The sequence below is a fragment of the Shewanella yunxiaonensis genome (assembly GCF_018223345.1).
Taxonomy (GTDB): Bacteria; Pseudomonadota; Gammaproteobacteria; order Enterobacterales; family Shewanellaceae; genus Shewanella; species Shewanella yunxiaonensis.
This window is the reverse complement of record NZ_CP073587.1, coordinates 1,979,512-1,996,438: the sequence shown is the minus strand read 5'-3', so window position 1 is coordinate 1,996,438 and position 16,927 is coordinate 1,979,512. Positions and strand designations below refer to the sequence as shown.

Genomic DNA, 16,927 nt, shown 5'->3' with positions numbered 1-16,927 from the left:
GTCCCGGTTGATAGTATGTTCCCGCAAAGTTCTGTAAATTGGTTAATCCGAACCGATATAGTGGTGGAACTTCACCCCAATTCACGCCAAAGCGTTTTTTCAAACAGGAAGCTCGTTAATGTTCGACTATCTGAGTCGTTGGTACCGCGCCCGTTTTAGTGATCCACAGGCTTTAACCTTATTGTTTATCCTGTTAGGGATAGCGTTGATTTTGTATTTTGCCGGCGGCTTGTTAATGCCGTTATTGGTTGCACTAGTGTTGGCCTTTTTACTGGAATGGCCAGTGGCACAAATGGCGCGTATTGGTATCAATCGCACTACCGCAGCCTCGCTGGTATTGGTGTTATTTGTTGGGGTTATGATCCTGATTTCATTTGGCCTTATTCCGAGCATCTGGCGTCAGGGGGCCGCGTTGATAGCAGAGTTGCCCACGATGTTAGATAAAGGCGTGACTATGCTGCAACGATTGGCACAGGAACATCCGCAATTTATCAGCGCTGACCAACTTAATTCGATGTTAGCTGAACTGAAAAAGTTACTGGATACCCAACATCTGCTGGGGATCGGCAAACAATTGCTTGGATATTCAGCCTCGTTGCTAATCTTGATGGTTTACGCGATCTTGGTGCCGTTGTTGGTATTTTTCTTTTTAAAAGATAAAGACCAGTTAATCAAAGGCAGTAAGCGCTTTTTTCCGAGCAATCGGGAGTTAGCACGTAAGGTCTGGTATGAAATGGAACAGCAGATCTTTAACTATATCCGTGGCAAGGTGATAGAAATTGTTATCGTAGGTGTTGCGACATACATCTTCTTTGCCTTGATGGGATTGAATTACGCTGCGTTACTCGGGGTAGCCACTGGGCTCTCCGTGTTAATTCCTTATGTGGGTGCCACTCTGGTTACCTTGCCAATTGTGTTGGTCGCGTTTTTCCAATGGGGCGTCAGTGCTGAATTTGGCTATTTGATGCTCGGCTATGGTGTTATCCAGGCGCTGGATGGCAACGTGCTGGTGCCTTTGTTGTTTTCAGATGCGGTAGATTTGCATCCTGTGGTGATTATTGCCGCCGTGATGATCTTCGGCGGCTTATGGGGCGTTTGGGGGGTGTTTTTTGCGATCCCATTAGCGTCATTAGTTAAGGCGGTTATTAACGTGTGGCCAAATTCTGGCGAACAAGCACTGCAGGCCGCTTTATCGAAAACGGCCGAATAGCGTCAGCACCAATAGAAAAGCCACCATTTCGGTGGCTTTTTAGTTGGCGAATGCTATTGGCCCTTCAGGTAGTTTAGTACAACTTCATGATGATCTTTGGTCTTGAAGTTATCGAATACCTTTTCCACGTTGCCATTTTGTGCAATCAGAAAACTGATACGGTGGAGGCCATCATAAACTTTCCCCATGAATTTCTTTTCGCCCCACACGCCAAAGGCGTCAGCAATCGCATGGTCTTCATCACTTAACAGATCAAAATTGAGTTGGTGCTTTTCCATGAACTTATGCAACTTGGCGACCGGGTCCGTACTGATCCCTAATATAGATACTCCGAGTTCCGCCAGCTCGCTCTTGGTATCACGCAGTCCACAGGCCTGTACGGTACAACCTGGTGTTAAGGCTTTCGGGTAGAAATAAACCAACACCTTCCCTTGTTGCAATTTATCCTGCAATGAAACATCGTCACCGTACTGATTCTTCAGAGTAAACGAAGGCGCAACGGCACCTGCTTTCAACGTATTCATTTCCACGTATCCTTGTTATCTCAGATCAATCAATTTCTGGCACCGGTACGCCCTGCATTCTGCGGATAGTGCAGCTCAGGGACATTTCCGCTGCCAACTCGTAAATACTTTTTTCCAGTTTCTCTAGGTCAACTTTCTCTGGAACATTGATGGTGAACAGCAGATGCTGCTTTTGCTCACCATTTTCAGGTTCTTCAGCAAAGGATCTGACCATTGCCAGGTCTAAGGAGCGATCAGCTAAAAATTGCGTGATGTTACGCATGGTGCCGCGCTGATCCTGACCGTTAAACGTCACTTCCAGTCTGGAGATATAGCGTAATGGCACGTGCTTAGAGGTGCGCTTCATCACCATCAGCAATTCTAGTTCGACACATAATCCCGGGAGGGAAGTCTCCAACTTAGTGATTGCAGGCCAAGATCCCGCCATCATCATAATCATGGTGAATTCATTGCCAAACTGAGCCATGCGGCTGTCAACGATGTCACAATCACAGTCAGTAGCCAGACGTGCCAATTTGGCAACCAGTCCGGGACGATCCGTCCCCATGGCGGTGACGACCAGGTAATTGGTCATGAATTTTCCTCGTGTTTTCGGGGCGCTGGTTGCGCTAACACAGCGACGCAGGAGAGATTTTTATGCTTTGGCTAATGCTACCACAACTTATTCCAATTGTTAGCCCTACGCCCCTTGTGATCATTTCGCTGGCTCAGTACCATAGCGAATCCTGAATATTTGGGGAAATCTCATGATTAGCGGAAGCATCGTTGCCTTAATTACCCCTATGAGCCCAGACGGCTCTGTGGATTATGCCAGTTTAGAACGTTTGGTGGAGTTTCATGTCGACAATGGTACAGATGCCATTGTTTCGGTCGGCACCACAGGTGAGTCAGCGACCTTGCCCATGCAAGAGCACGTTGACGTTGTTGCCCAAACGATAAAATTTGCTGCCGGTCGTATCCCTGTGATCGGCGGTAACGGAGCCAATGCAACTGCAGAGGCGATTGAACTTACCCACGCGATGTCAAACCTTGACCTCGCCGCCATGCTCGGCGTGACGCCTTATTACAACAAGCCGACCCAGCATGGATTAGTTGCGCATTACAAAGCAATTGCAGAATCAACCGATATTCCACAGATCCTGTATAATGTGCCAGGTCGTACGTCGGTTGATATGAAACCGGAAACCGTTGCTCGGTTGGTGGAAGTGCCCAACATCATTGCGGTAAAAGAAGCTACCGGTGATCTTTCTCGGGTGAAAAAATTGCGGGCACTTTGCGGCGATGATTTCTTGTTGTTTAGTGGTGATGATGCGACGGGCAGAGAGTTTTTGGAACTTGGTGGTAATGGCATTATCTCCGTGGCTAATAACATTGTGCCAGCAGCCTTTAAAGCGATGTGTGACGCGGCTTTGCGTGGTGATGACGCCGCTGCGGTTGCGGCTGAAGCCGACATTAAAGATCTCTATAAAGCACTGTTTTGTGAAGCTAACCCAATCCCCGTAAAATGGGCTGCCCATCGTATGGGATTGATCAGTTATGGCACAATTCGTTTGCCTTTGACTGAACTTTCTGAGGAGTTTCATGGTCTGTTGCTTCAAGCAATGAAAAAAGCCCGCATAGAGGTCAAATAACTTAATGTTAAAATTGAAGGAAATTTCACTGGTTCTCGCTGCACTTACGGTAACAGCCTGTACCACACCGTTAACTCGTCGTCAGGCTGATGGCAATTTTGATTATATCAATGCCCAAAGCACCGGTCCTCTGAAAATCCCTGAAGGTTTATTAAGCCCCAAATTCAGCCAGGACTATGCTATTCCAGCCGTCGGGACGAAATCGAATAAGGCGTTGGTAGGTGATGCTCTGGATATCCGTCCACCGCTGCAGATTTTGCCGATGGCAGATGGCACGCATATCGAAGAAGGTGCTGATAACATTAAAGTTGTAGTGGAAACCATTGATAGCACCGTTGATCTTAAGAAAGAGATGTTTGCGGTTGTGGAAGGTTTCCTTAAAAGCAAAGACTACGCCATTGCCAAGGAAGATTACGATAACGGCGTCATCGATACTGACTGGATCGAACATGATGAAGTCATCGACAGCCCATGGATTGGTGCGGACAAAGTGTACAAAGTTCGTCAGCGTTACGAGTTCCTATTGGAAGTTAGGCCGCATGGTCGTACCGGTAATCTGGTTATCAACCTGTTGGATCATCAACAAAGTTACAATGGTGAAGATAGCCAGGTATTGCTGAACAACGAAGATAAAAAGCGTTATGCCATTGACATGCTGAATAGCACCATCGGTTACATGGCCAAAGAGCGTTCTCGTATCGTTCAGAATATGCGTGTAAAACAGAGCAAGGGTATCGACGTAACCTACGTTACAGCGGCATCGGACAAAGATGAGAGCTTCTGGCTCGCTGATGCACCATTGAAAAGCACATGGGACAGACTGGCGATAGTATTACCTGAAGTTGGTTTTGAAGTCATCGACATGGATTCAGCCAAAGGCTTGTACTATGTGAAATTCAATGACACATCTGGTTTCTGGAGTTCGCTGTTCAGCGATGACGAAATTAAGCTGAAGAATAAAGACAACTACCGTCTGTTGGTCAAGCAAGACGCCAAAGACAGTAATAAGACTGAAATCAGGATCCGTGACAACGAAGATCAACCACTGAGTAATGATAAAGTCGAAAGTGTTTATAAAGCTGTTTCCAATGTCATGAGCGAAGATCGCAAAGTACGTTAATTAACTCATTGATAAAAAAAGCGCCTAATTAGGCGCTTTTTTTATTGTTGTTGCATTTGTTTACACTTAACCCTGCCCATCGGACCACTGTCAGACTATCCTCAGTGAACCATCAGATTTGTCTATAATTGACTGAAATTAGATAAGATTGACAGTTAAATCGACATATATCCTTAATAAAAACATGGGGATGTTGAAATGGCGACCTAACAATTTTAAGTCAATTTTCATAATGCGCTTTCAACATTCAGCTCATTGGTCATCTGTTTAACGACAGCTGTAGTAACGCTGACAAAACCCATACCCGAGGAACTAATGAAAAAAAGCGTGTGGTTGGTTTTAGTGATGATAAGTGCCTTGGGGATCGGGTGGTTAGTTAACCAAAATGCCCCCAGTCCGGGTAGAGCTGATAAGGCCGTGGTAGAGGTTGTAGTCTATCAAGCGGATATGCATTCGATTCAAGATGAAGTTGAAGCGCTGGGCACGGTTAAAGCGAACGAGTCAGTAGTCATCACCCCCAAAGTGAGTGATTTAATCACTAAAATTTACTTTAATGACGGCGACATCGTGACTGCAGGACAACTGCTGGTGCAACTCAATGATGCGCAACAACAAGCACAACTCAAACTCGCCCAGGTTCAATTAGCTGAAAATCGCCGTGAATTAAAACGGATACGTGGATTGGTGGAAAGCCGCACCATTGCCGCTTCTGAGCAGGACCGGCTGCAAACGCTGGTTGATAGTGCCATCGCGCAAGTGGAGGTGGCTAATTCTGCGGTGAATGATCGGCAGATTAGGGCCCCATTCTCAGGAAAACTGGGGCTGCGGGAAGTATCTGAAGGCGGCTTAGTCACGCCAGGAACGTTGATGACTACCCTTGATGATATTGCCACCATTAAATTGGATTTTCCGGTACCCGAACGATTTATCGCGCAATTGCAGCCAGGCAAAAAAGTGCAGGCAAGTGCCGTTGCCTACGACGACAAAGTGTACAGTGGTGAAGTCACGACCGTCGATAGCCGGATTAACCCCCAAACGCGTGCGGTCACTGTTAGAGCTGTGATGCCAAATCCGGATAATCAGCTGCTGCCCGGGATGTTGATGAAGGTAAAATTGATTAAGCAGCAGCGTGAAGGGTTATTGATCCCGGAATCAGCTATTGTACCCATTCAGGAAAGACATCAGGTCTATGTTGTTACCGCTGACAACAAAGCACAACAGCGAGATGTTACGCTTGGTTTGCGCAGCCGTGGGTGGGTCGAGATTACCGATGGTGTGCAACAAGGGGAATATGTCATTACACGCGGTTTGATGAAAGTACGAGATGGTCAATCCGTGATCCCCAAACCCGCTGAAAGCTTCAACTGATGAGAGGCACTAAACATGATCCTCTCTGATATTTCGGTAAAACGCCCGGTATTCGCCTCGGTTATCAGCTTGCTATTGATTGCCTTTGGTCTGGTTGCTTTTGAAAAACTGCCATTACGAGAATACCCAAACATCGATCCGCCCATCGTCTCGATTGAAACCAATTATCGCGGTGCAAGTGCTGCGGTGGTGGAAAGTCGTATTACCCAGTTGGTGGAAGACCGGATCAGCGGCATTGAAGGGATTCGCCACATCAGCTCCAGTAGCCGTGACGGCCGTTCATCGGTAGTGCTGGAGTTTGATATCGGTCGCGATATTGAAGCGGCCGCCAACGATGTTCGGGATCGCGTGTCTGGCCTGCTTAATAATTTGCCAGAAGAAGCCGATCCTCCAGAAGTGCAAAAAGCCAATGGTGGTGATGAAGTTATCATGTGGCTTAACTTGGTGTCCGATCAACTGTCGACTATCCAACTGACCGATTACGCGCGGCGTTATCTGACTGACCGTTTTTCAGTTATCGACGGCATTGCAATGATGCGTATTGGTGGCGGTAAAGTTTACGCGATGCGGATATGGCTGGATCGTCAAGCCTTGGCTGCGCGGCATCTTACGGTCGCAGATGTCGAAGCGGCGCTGCGTGCCGAGAACGTGGAGCTACCCGCAGGCTCAATCGAATCGCAGGAACGTCATTTTACCGTACGTCTAAAACGTGGCTTTATGACCGAAAAGGATTTTTCCAGATTAGTAGTAAAGCGCGGTGATGACGGTTATTTGGTGACGCTGGGGGATGTCGCGCGAGTGGATCTTGGCTCCGAAGAAAATCGCATTATGTTTCGTGGTAACGGTGAGTCGATGATTGGCCTTGGGGTCTCTAAACAATCGACTGCCAATACCTTAGAGGTCGCTCGCGCAGTAAATCGTTTGGTGGATGAAATCAATCCGACGTTGCCTCAAGGCATGCAGATTAAGCGTTCTTACGATAGTTCGGTGTTTATTGAGGCCTCCATCAAAGAGGTTTATCAAACACTGTTCATTGCTGTTGCGCTGGTTGTGGTCGTGATCTACATCTTCCTCGGCAGCGTACGGGCAATGCTGATCCCCGCATTAGCAGTTCCAGTGTCATTACTGGCGACCTTCATCGTGCTTTATGCACTAGGCTACACCATCAATTTGCTTACTTTGCTGGCGTTAATTTTAGCGATTGGCATGGTGGTAGACGATGCCATCGTTATGCTTGAAAACGTTCATCGTCGTATCGAGTCCGGCGAACCGCCGCTGCGAGCCGCTTTTCTCGGTGCTCGGGAAGTGGCGTTTGCGGTGATAGCAACCACCGCTGTGCTGGTAGCCGTATTTATGCCGATCAGTTTCTTAGAAGGGGATCTGGGCAAACTGTTTAAAGAGTTTGCGGTCACCATGAGTGCTGCGGTTATATTTTCGTCAGTGGTGGCATTAACACTCAGTCCTATGATGTGTTCCAAAGTGCTAAAACCTTCGTCGCAGGATACGGCATTAATGCGGTTGGTTGACAACGGCATGACCAAACTCGGTGCTTTTTATCAGGTAAGTCTTGAACGCGCGATGGCTCGACCCATTGCGACCAGCACATTGGTCATCCTTGCGTTTGCAGTGAGTGGCTTTTTGTTTAAACAGGTACCGCAAGAGTTCGCCCCTCAGGAAGATCGCGGCTCATTATTTCTGATGGTGAATGGCCCTCAAGGGGCCAGCTATGAATACATTGCGGGTTATATGGATGAAGTCGAGAAACGATTGATGCCGCTGGTCGATAGCGGGGAAATTAAACGCTTATTAGTCAGAGCTCCAAGAGGTTGGGGCGGCGGCGCAAATTTCTCAAATGGTATGGCGGTTATTGTACTCAACGATTGGTCGGTACGACGGCCTGCGAAAGCGATTATTGCGGATATTAATAACCGGCTGAAGGACTTATCAGGTATTCGTGCATTTCCGGTGATGCGACAGGCATTTGGTCGGGGGGTAAATAAGCCGGTGCAATTTGTGCTGGGCGGCCCCACTTATGAAGAACTTGCACAATGGCGCGATATTCTGATGCAAAAAGCCGCAGAAAATCCTGGGCTGACAGGATTGGACTTTGACTATAAGGAAACTAAGCCACAACTTCGAGTGGTGATTGATAAAGACCGCGCAGCTGATCTGGGGGTGTCTAACGCCCAAATAGGTCGTACACTCGAATCCATGTTGGGGTCACGTCTGGTCACTACCTTTATGCGTGACGGCGAAGAATATGATGTGATTATTGAAGGGGAACGCAGTCATCAGAATACCCCGGCGGATTTACAGAATATCTACGTCCGCTCAGAACGCACAAATGAACTCCTTCCCTTATCTAATTTGGTGTCAGTACAAGAGTTTGCGGATGCCAGTGAGCTGAACCGCTACAACCGTATGCGGGCCATTACTATTGAAGGTAGTCTGGCGGAGGGGTATTCCCTGGGTGAAGCGCTGAATTACCTAAATGATTTGGTTCGCCAGAATCTTCCTGCCGAGGCGGTCATCAGTTACAAAGGACAATCGCTCGATTACCAGGAGTCTGGTAACTCAATGTATTTTGTGTTCTTACTGGCGTTAGGGGTGGTGTTTTTAGTGCTGGCAGCACAATTTGAAAGTTATATTCATCCGTTAGTCATTATGCTAACGGTCCCGCTCGCGATGTCGGGTGCCTTAATCGGACTTTGGCTGACTGGACAAAGTCTGAACATCTACAGTCAGATTGGCATTATTATGCTGGTGGGGTTGGCGGCCAAGAACGGTATTTTGATTGTGGAATTTGCCAATCAGTTGCGTGACCGCGGTATTGCCTTTCATGACGCGATCATTCAAGCGTCGCGGCAACGACTGCGGCCGATTCTGATGACAGGGATCACTACGGCGGCGGGGGCAGTACCGTTGGTGATGGCATCCGGTGCTGGTGCTGAAACCCGCTTTGTGATTGGTGTCGTGGTACTTTTTGGTATTTTGTTGGCGACGCTCTTTACCTTGTTAGTGATCCCCGTAGCGTATTCGTTACTTGCACGCCATTCAGGTTCACCATTAGCGGTTAGCCGAAAGCTAGAACAGCAATTAAATGAATGACATTGATGCAAAAAGGCCTGCAATATCACAGGCCTTTTTTTGTCGTTGATTGAACCGTTATTTGGCGTTCATCAGTGCCACGGCATTATCTAGCATCCGATTACTAAAACCCCATTCGTTATCGTACCAGGACATCACTTTCACTAGGCGGCCCTTAACACGTGTTTGCGTGGCATCAAAATTAGAAGAGTAGGGGTTATGATTAAAATCGATAGAAACGAGTGGTTCAGTATTGATTGCCAGCACTTCACTCATCGGTGCCTGTTGTGCTGCTTTGGCAACAATGTCATTCACTTCTTCAATACTGGTATCTCGAGAAGCAATAAACGACAGGTCCACTAGCGATACATTGACGGTGGGAACCCTGACGGCCAAGCCATCAAATTTACCCTGCAGTTCTGGCACTACCAGCCCAACTGCTGCCGCTGCTCCGGTTTTGGTGGGGATCATTGACAAGGCTGCTGCGCGGGCGCGTCGTAAATCCTTATGGTATACATCTGACAGGCGCTGATCATTGGTGTAGGAATGAATTGTTGTCATCAACCCTGATTCAATCCCCAATGCATCGTTGAGTGGTTTTGCGATGGGGGCAAGACAGTTAGTGGTGCATGAAGCGTTGGAAATCACGGTCATATCAGCAGTCAAAATTTGATTGTTAACACCGTAAACTACAGTCGCATCCACGTTTTTTGCCGGGGCGGAAATGATCACCTTTTTCGCACCTGCATCAATATGAGGCTGAGCACTTTCTTTAGAGGTGAAAATTCCGGTACATTCGAATACCACATCAATATTGAGTGCTGCCCATGGCAGATTGGCGGGATCACGTTCTGAATAGGTCAGAATTTTATCGCCGTTGACATATATGGCTTCGTCGTCATGTTCAACGGTGGCATTAAACCGGCCATGTACCGAATCATATTTCGTCAGGTGCGCGTTAATACTTGAGTCACCCAGATCATTAATTGCAACAATCTCAATGGGATAGTGCTTTTCATTCTCATATAACGCGCGCAGTACATTGCGTCCGATACGGCCATAGCCGTTAATTGCGATGCGGATAGTCATAAATCATCCCTCAGACCATTAATATCATTTAGTAATAAAATTACAAAACTGCATAATTCAGTCAAGGGAAAAGCGTGTTTTTGGCAGTATTTGTGGGTAAATTCAGCAAAAATTAATCTCATCTACCATTTGATGAAAATAAATTATGTAGGAATAACTAACTGGCAGGGAATTTGCGTAATAGTTGATAATCGCCAAGATGTCACGACTGTTATTGCTGTTCCGATTTCTGATCATTCGTCGTCGATAGGGCGGCGGGTTTTGCTGCTTGTCGCAAGCGTTCCGGCCAGTGACTATCGGCGTATGTGCCGCTGCTGAGTGTATTGGCTAAGGCTTTAGCATCTTCATTAAGTTTGGCCACTTGTCGTTTGTCACCTACCAGCGCATTTAACTGGGTTTCATTGACAGGATTATCACTGAGAAGCAGATTGGTTTTTGACATTAAGTAACTTTGTTGCGGTAAGCCTAACTGCAGATAAGCTTGTGCTGCACCCAACAGCCAGTCGCTGTCAAACTCTTCTTTTGATACTCGGCGCATGGCATCGAGGTATAGCGATAATGCTTTCTGCGAATCTCGTTTCAGGTAATAACCGCCCAACGCCGCCAGTATTTCAGGTCTGGTCACTCGCTGCTCGGCTTCTTGTTGCAGCAGAATGTCCAGTGCTGATTCATCCCCAAGCCGACTCCAGCGATAAAATACCAGTATCGGCTCCTGACGATTTTTGATTTGATCTTCAAGTTTGCTCAATGCTTGAGAACTCAGACCATATGCACGCGCGCGATCATTGCTGCGCTCCTGATGCTCGATGTGTTTGACACCTGAGCCCAACCAGACACAGCGATTGTATTTTTCAGTCGCGATCAGTAGCCGATATAACTGCTCACCAGTCGGGGACGGTGCCTCTTTGACCTCCAGTCGGTCAGAAACAAGTTCAGAACGTTGCGAGCGACACCAGCCATCTTTATGCAAATCCATACAAATTTCAGGATTATTCTTACAGATTTTGGCTGTTGTAGTGAGCCTGTCACAGCCACAAAGCAGCATTATTGTAGAAAATGATGTAATTAATACAAAATTTCTTCCTGAAAGCATCTTTTCACCCTGAAAAATATAATAAAACTACACGCTTGCCAAAAATTCGAAGCTGGCCTGTTAAACAAGATTTCTTTAAAATAGCGCCGACCAAAAAACGCTGGCATAGGTGTCATCGTTCCGATTATTGGTCGTTTTTATTTGTTACTCAATCATTTCCTGTCATTTTTGGAGATTGGGACCTAAAGGAACTGTAAATGAGCGCTGATAAGTACCTGCAAAGTTGGCAAGAACGATTTGAACTGGCTGAAGCTATGCAGCCGATGCTGGGTAAATTGTACCGTAATCAGGGCGTTGAAGTGGTGGTTTATGGCAAACCGTTACTGAACGCTTCCACAATCGATATTATCAAAGCCCATCGTCTGGTAAGACGCCATGTTGGTGAAAAACTGCGGTTGCGCGAAAGTTTTCCATTCCTGGAAGCGCTCAGCAAGTTGCCCGTCAGACAGTGTAAAGTGGATATCGGTAAGCTGGCCGTAAAATATTGGGCTGACCATACTGGTACTGAAGCGATTGAAAGTTACATGAAAGAAGAACTGGCAGAAGCGATTGCCTGTCAGGATGAAGTAGAACCACGTAACGTAGTGCTTTATGGTTTTGGCCGAATTGGTCGCTTATTAGCTCGTTTACTGATTGAGCGTACTGGCCGCAGCAACAAATTACGTCTGCGCGCAATCGTTCTTCGTGGTGGCCGTGCTGGCGATTTGGAAAAACGTGCTAGTCTGCTGCGTCGCGATTCCGTTCACGGTCCGTTTAATGGCTCAGTAGAAGTGGATGAAGAAAATAACGCCATTATCGCGAACGGCACATTCATCCAAGTGATTTATGCTAATTCACCCGATGAAGTGGATTACACTAAATATGGCATCGAAGATGCGCTGGTGGTTGATAATACCGGTATCTGGAAAGATGAAGCCGGGTTGGGACAACATCTGAAATGCCCAGGTGCCAGCAAAGTATTGCTGACTGCACCAGCTAAAGGTGCCATCAAGAACGTTGTTTATGGTGTCAACGACAACGACATCCTGCCAGAAGATATCATTGTATCTGCTGCCAGCTGTACCACGAACGCCATTACTCCAGTATTGAAAGCTGTCAACGACAAATACCACATTGTGAATGGTCACGTTGAAACTATTCACTCCTACACGAATGACCAAAACCTGATCGACAATTACCACAAAGCCGATCGTCGCGGTCGCAGCGCTCCGCTGAACATGGTTATTACTGAAACTGGTGCCGCCAAAGCTGTTGCGAAAGCATTGCCTGTATTAGCCGGTAAACTCACTGGTAACGCCATTCGTGTTCCAACACCAAACGTATCATTGGCGATCCTGAGTCTGAATCTGGAAACAGAAACGAGCAAAGAAGATATCAACGAATACCTGAGAGGTATCGCACTGCAATCTGAATTGCAAAATCAGGTAGACTTCACTGAGTCACACGAAATTGTGTCCAGCGACTTAGTCGGGTCTCGTTATGCCGGGGTTGTCGATTCTCAGGCCACCATTGCCGAAGGCAATCGTGCAATTCTGTACGTTTGGTACGATAACGAATTTGGTTACAGCTGCCAGGTGGTTGGCGTAATGCGCAAGATGCTTGGTTTAGAGTTTGTTAGTTTGCCAAAAATTGAAAAATAAGCTTTAAAAGTAAGACCTGAATACCGTGGACAAGGACGTCCACTGGTTACTGAATGCACGGGAAAATCAATCAATTGGCCAAATAGCCAGCATACGATTCAGCATTGCAATAAAATGCCAAAATGCAGATTGACTCCCTAGGTTAAATCGGTAGAATGCCAAACCGCAGTCAGGACAAAAGCTCTGAATGCAGAAGGAATGCGACATTAGCTCAGTTGGTAGAGCGATACCTTGCCAAGGTATAGGTCACCGGTTCGAACCCGGTATGTCGCTCCAAAAAAGGCGCGATGGCAGAGTGGTCATGCAGCGGATTGCAAATCCGTGGACCTCGGTTCGACTCCGGGTCGCGCCTCCATTTATCGATGAGCCCGAGTGGTGGAATCGGTAGACACAAGGGATTTAAAATCCCTCGCTGGTTACAGCGTGCCGGTTCAAGTCCGGCCTCGGGTACCACCTACATCGATAAGTAAATCAAGAGGTTAAGCTAAATTGCTTGCCTCTTTTTTTATGCCTGTAATTCCTAAAAAGTTCATTTCCTAACATTTTCATAAGATGATTTCCTAACATGATGGCTATTTGTGTGTGCTACCGACAGTATTTACACGCTTAGTCTTCCGATCATATCTGGCTGTTTGTCCTGCTGACTTGTGACCAGATATTGCTTGCTTCTCTTGCAGAGTGCCATCGATATCCGAAATGCCTTTGGCTTTGAGATCGTGAAAGGTGAAGTCTAAGGGCAGGCTGGTGGCTTCGTGGGCTTTGCTTCTGTCAGAACTCCAGCGATCATTGAATCTGCCTTTTTATTTATTTGCCTATTTAGCTGAACTTAGGTTGTAAACCCCCGATGTTTCACAGTCATCCGAGGTGAATTTTGCCATAACACCTAGGGTACTGGTAGCATCCCCAAAAACGTTGACCGAGATATGGTCCTCTATGAGCAACGCGTTGGATCATTGGAAAGCCACAGACGGGGCATGACGGCGAAAGCCCAGAATTCCATCGTCTTACTGTGATGAGGTTAGAAAATAGAGCTTTGAGCCCTGGTAATGCAAAGATGAAGGCGAAAATGAGGTACACGAAATGTGGTAAGTGGGATTTTAGGTCGGCTTTTGAAACTGCATGGAACATGTTGGTCAACTGATGCTCAATGAAATAGATCGTAAAAAATCCGGCAATGGCGCCCGCTATCGCGATTGCTAATGGGACCAGCAACATCCGCTTTTTGATTTTTGAGTCCATTCATATAGTCCATTAGTCCTGGGTATCGGATAAAAAATATACATCAGTAGTCAAAGTTTTAACATTTTACAACTGTGATCTGCCAACCGATTACACCAAAATGCCAACCATCAATACCAACCCTGTGATTCAGTTAACAAGTTAACATCGATATAAACCCCCATGTGAAGTTTATCCGCGAAAAATTAAAGAAGATTTAAAATTAATGACTAATTAATTGATTATTAAATTATTTATATGGAATTCTTCTGAGCTTGTTTTTTGGGTGGCAACGGTTAACAGAATGAATACAGATAAAAAAGGAGCATCGCTCCTTTTTTATCGTCAGGTTTATTTTAGGTGGGCAGAAACATACACCACCTCTATTGAGGTATCATTTGTATTTTCTGCTCTAGAGATATCTCGAATGGTGACAGTAGGTTTTACTCTGTTTTTACCTGAACTACGCATATTTAAGTATCTGAACGTATTATACGCTTGATATTTATCAGCAAATTTTGCTGCTGAGAGGTCATTGCAAGTAAGTGAATTAATATTTCGTCTAAAATCAGACAGACCCAATCGCATGAGCTTACTCTTCATTTCACCTAAATCATTATTTCCTACACTGACGCAAAACTGGGTTTCTGGTGTATTGTCGGTACCGATGAATTGATAGGTTTTTGCGCTGATGGCGCTGGTAAACGTTACCGCTAATATCAACCCTGCTATTTTGAAGGAGTTCATTTTACCTACCTCCTGCATAAAAATGTCCAAAGCCTTACGTAGCGGTCGTCGTATCAAGCCAACTTTACACATTGATGGTTAGATAACCTGTCAGGATCCGCCTAAAGCAATTCCATTTTCTTAAGGTAATTGTAGGTTTGTATTGTCAGCGCATGTAGTCATACCAGTTGATGAAGTATTAATTATACGTTCGTAATCTGGCGGCCTATTTCACTACATGCTCTTCTGCGTAAACAAAATTTAAAAGTAGATAAAATGTTGTGTAATTGTATTTAAAACACCTTTGTTTCTGCGTTTAATGCTGTATTGTAAGGATAAATTGTAACAGTGGCGTGTATTGGTCCGCTGGCAAACAGTTAACATTACAAGATGATATTTTGCGACCGGGGGTAGCGATGAAAAGCATGAAATGGTTGTTTTCGACCTTTCTGGGATTGGGGCTGTTTACATTGAGTGTACAGGCCAATACAACCCTCATCACCAACGTTAAGGGGTATACGCTGAATGAAAAGGGGCGTTTGCAACAGTTTAGTGCGGCATTGATTGCAGACGGCAAGATAGCATCGCTAGACCCGCAACACATTCCGCAAGATGCTGTGCGTATTGATGGCAAGCAAAAGATTATGCTTCCGGGGTTGATTGATGCCCATGGACATCTGCTGATGCTAGGGGCTTCATTGTTGCAAGTTGATGTGCGGGATGCTAGCAGCGCAAAGGATGCCGCTAAACTTGTGACTCAATATGCTAAAGCACATCCAGAGCAGCAGTGGATTACTGGTAGTGGGTGGAATCAGGAGTTGTGGCCGGATCGTCGTTTCCCAACAGCTGCGATATTAGATAAAGCCATGGCTGAACATCCCGTTGTCCTTTCCCGAGTCGATGGCCATGCCGTTTGGATCAATAGCCAAGCACTTGCGTTAACTGGCATTACCAAAGACACCCCAGATCCTGCTGGCGGACAGATTATCAGGGATGCAAAAGGTGATGCGACCGGGGTACTGGTTGACAACGCAATGGATCTGGTCAACGCGGTAATGCCCAAGGATGGCCCGCAACAGTTCCAGCAAATGCTCAACGCAGCCGGCCCGCATCTGTTATCCCTTGGAGTTACAGCAATGCAAGATGCTGGCATTGGTCATGACGTATATGACTTTTATCTTGCCAAAGAAGTCGCTCAGCAACTGCCATTACGCATTTATGCCATGGTTGCTGCAACGGACCCAGATTTGTCAGAAATGCTGGCGAACGGTGAAATATACAGTGTTGATGATTTTCTAACGATTCGCAGTGTTAAGGTTTTTGCTGACGGCGCGTTAGGTAGTCGCGGTGCTGCAATGCTTGCTCCTTATCATGATGCCCCCCATCAGAATGGGTTAATGGTGACGGAACCTGAAAAATTTAAGCCCTTGTTTGACCAGATTATTGGCGCGGGGTTTCAGTTAAATATTCATGCGATTGGCGATCGTGCGAATCATTTAGCATTACAACAATTTGCTGATACGTTCTCCCGGATTGGCGGCAAAGATTTGCGTAATCGCATTGAACATGCTCAGGTTATTGCGCCGGAAGATTTGCGTAAATTTGCGGAACTAGGTGTGCTGCCATCAATGCAGCCCACCCATGCAACCAGTGATATGAATATGGCAGAAGATCGGTTGGGTAAAGCCCGAATGGTTGGCGCGTATGCCTGGCAGACACTGCTTAAAAGTGGCGTGCATATGCCGCTGGGATCAGATTTTCCGGTAGAACTCGCTAATCCTTTTTATGGATTACATGCGGCTATTACCCGGCAAGACCGCAACAATCAGCCTGTCAATGGCTGGTATCCTGAACAGAAAATGACTCGCTTACAGGCGTTTAAAGGCTTTACTCAGGATGCGGCATATGGCGCGCATATGGAAGATAAAATCGGTAGTTTAACCCCTGGGAAATGGGCGGATTTTATTCTGGTGGATCAGGATATTTTTGAAGTGCCAGCATCCGATATATGGAAGACTCAAGTGCTGTCGACTTGGATTGCCGGTAAGCGCGTATATCAAAAATAATGCGATACTTGCGGTTCGGAAATTTTCGAACCGCAAATGACTTGCTTAGCTGTCACCACATCGAGGGGAAGGGGATTCCTAATCGCAAAACTCAGGCTGCTGATAATCCATAACTTTAAAATCGGCTAAAAACAGGACCATTATGTCGTGGGATT

The 16,927-nt window shown here is 46.3% G+C and carries 12 protein-coding genes and 3 tRNA genes; 10 read left to right on the top strand and 5 right to left on the bottom strand.

Annotated features, from left to right (window positions below):
* Positions 1-118: 118 nt before the first annotated feature.
* Positions 119-1,210 carry an AI-2E family transporter gene (locus tag KDN34_RS09145; RefSeq protein ID WP_212593509.1) on the top strand — a complete coding sequence of 364 codons (1,092 nt, stop codon included), beginning with the start codon at positions 119-121 and terminating at the stop codon, positions 1,208-1,210.
* 53 nt (positions 1,211-1,263) lie between these two features.
* Here KDN34_RS09145 and bcp read toward each other — a convergent pair whose 3' ends face one another.
* Positions 1,264-1,734, bottom strand: a complete 471-nt coding sequence (gene bcp / locus KDN34_RS09140) for a thioredoxin-dependent thiol peroxidase (RefSeq protein WP_212593508.1) — start codon at positions 1,732-1,734, stop codon at positions 1,264-1,266.
* A gap of 25 nt (positions 1,735-1,759) precedes the next feature.
* Positions 1,760-2,308 carry a glycine cleavage system protein R gene (locus KDN34_RS09135; RefSeq protein ID WP_212593507.1) on the bottom strand — a complete coding sequence of 183 codons (549 nt, stop codon included), beginning with the start codon at positions 2,306-2,308 and terminating at the stop codon, positions 1,760-1,762.
* Positions 2,309-2,480: 172 nt separating this feature from the next.
* Here KDN34_RS09135 and dapA point away from each other — a divergent pair, with 172 nt between their 5' ends.
* The 4 genes from dapA to KDN34_RS09115 all read left to right on the top strand — a co-directional run bounded on the left by dapA (position 2,481) and on the right by KDN34_RS09115 (position 8,961).
* Positions 2,481-3,365, top strand: a complete 885-nt coding sequence (gene dapA / locus KDN34_RS09130; protein WP_212593506.1) for a 4-hydroxy-tetrahydrodipicolinate synthase — start codon at positions 2,481-2,483, stop codon at positions 3,363-3,365.
* Positions 3,366-3,369: 4 nt separating this feature from the next.
* Positions 3,370-4,485: an outer membrane protein assembly factor BamC gene (gene bamC / locus KDN34_RS09125; RefSeq protein ID WP_212593505.1), complete on the top strand. Its 1,116-nt coding sequence runs from the start codon at positions 3,370-3,372 to the stop codon at positions 4,483-4,485.
* A 315-nt stretch (positions 4,486-4,800) separates the two neighbouring features.
* Positions 4,801-5,853 carry an efflux RND transporter periplasmic adaptor subunit gene (locus tag KDN34_RS09120; protein WP_212593504.1) on the top strand — a complete coding sequence of 351 codons (1,053 nt, stop codon included), beginning with the start codon at positions 4,801-4,803 and terminating at the stop codon, positions 5,851-5,853.
* A gap of 15 nt (positions 5,854-5,868) precedes the next feature.
* Entirely contained in the window at positions 5,869-8,961 is a 3,093-nt protein-coding gene (locus KDN34_RS09115; RefSeq protein WP_212593503.1) for an efflux RND transporter permease subunit, read from the top strand.
* Between the two features lie 57 nt (positions 8,962-9,018).
* Here KDN34_RS09115 and gap read toward each other — a convergent pair whose 3' ends face one another.
* Both gap and KDN34_RS09105 read right to left on the bottom strand, forming a co-directional pair.
* On the bottom strand, positions 9,019-10,029 hold the full coding sequence (gene gap, locus KDN34_RS09110) for a type I glyceraldehyde-3-phosphate dehydrogenase (RefSeq protein WP_212593502.1): 1,011 nt from the start codon (positions 10,027-10,029) through the stop codon (positions 9,019-9,021).
* Positions 10,030-10,240: 211 nt separating this feature from the next.
* A complete protein-coding gene (locus KDN34_RS09105) occupies positions 10,241-11,074 on the bottom strand; it encodes a DUF2989 domain-containing protein (protein ID WP_228730479.1) in 834 nt (277 codons plus the stop codon).
* Between the two features lie 245 nt (positions 11,075-11,319).
* Between KDN34_RS09105 and KDN34_RS09100 the strand changes: the two genes are divergently transcribed.
* The 4 genes from KDN34_RS09100 (at position 11,320) to KDN34_RS09085 (ending at position 13,215) form a co-directional block, all read left to right on the top strand.
* Positions 11,320-12,762 (top strand): glyceraldehyde-3-phosphate dehydrogenase, encoded by a 1,443-nt coding sequence (locus KDN34_RS09100; protein WP_212593500.1) that lies wholly within the window; start codon positions 11,320-11,322, stop codon positions 12,760-12,762.
* A gap of 200 nt (positions 12,763-12,962) precedes the next feature.
* A tRNA-Gly gene (locus tag KDN34_RS09095) sits at positions 12,963-13,038 on the top strand.
* A 5-nt stretch (positions 13,039-13,043) separates the two neighbouring features.
* Positions 13,044-13,117: transfer RNA gene (locus KDN34_RS09090), tRNA-Cys, on the top strand.
* A gap of 11 nt (positions 13,118-13,128) precedes the next feature.
* Positions 13,129-13,215 (top strand) — tRNA-Leu (locus tag KDN34_RS09085).
* A gap of 1,116 nt (positions 13,216-14,331) precedes the next feature.
* On the opposite strand, the gene KDN34_RS09080 is transcribed toward KDN34_RS09085, so the two are convergent.
* The gene (locus KDN34_RS09080) at positions 14,332-14,727 is read right to left on the bottom strand and encodes a DUF3718 domain-containing protein (RefSeq protein ID WP_212593499.1); all 396 of its coding nucleotides are present in this window, start codon (positions 14,725-14,727) and stop codon (positions 14,332-14,334) included.
* Positions 14,728-15,122: 395 nt separating this feature from the next.
* Here KDN34_RS09080 and KDN34_RS09075 point away from each other — a divergent pair, with 395 nt between their 5' ends.
* Positions 15,123-16,772 carry an amidohydrolase gene (locus KDN34_RS09075; RefSeq protein ID WP_407695766.1) on the top strand — a complete coding sequence of 550 codons (1,650 nt, stop codon included), beginning with the start codon at positions 15,123-15,125 and terminating at the stop codon, positions 16,770-16,772.
* Positions 16,773-16,927 lie beyond the last annotated feature (155 nt).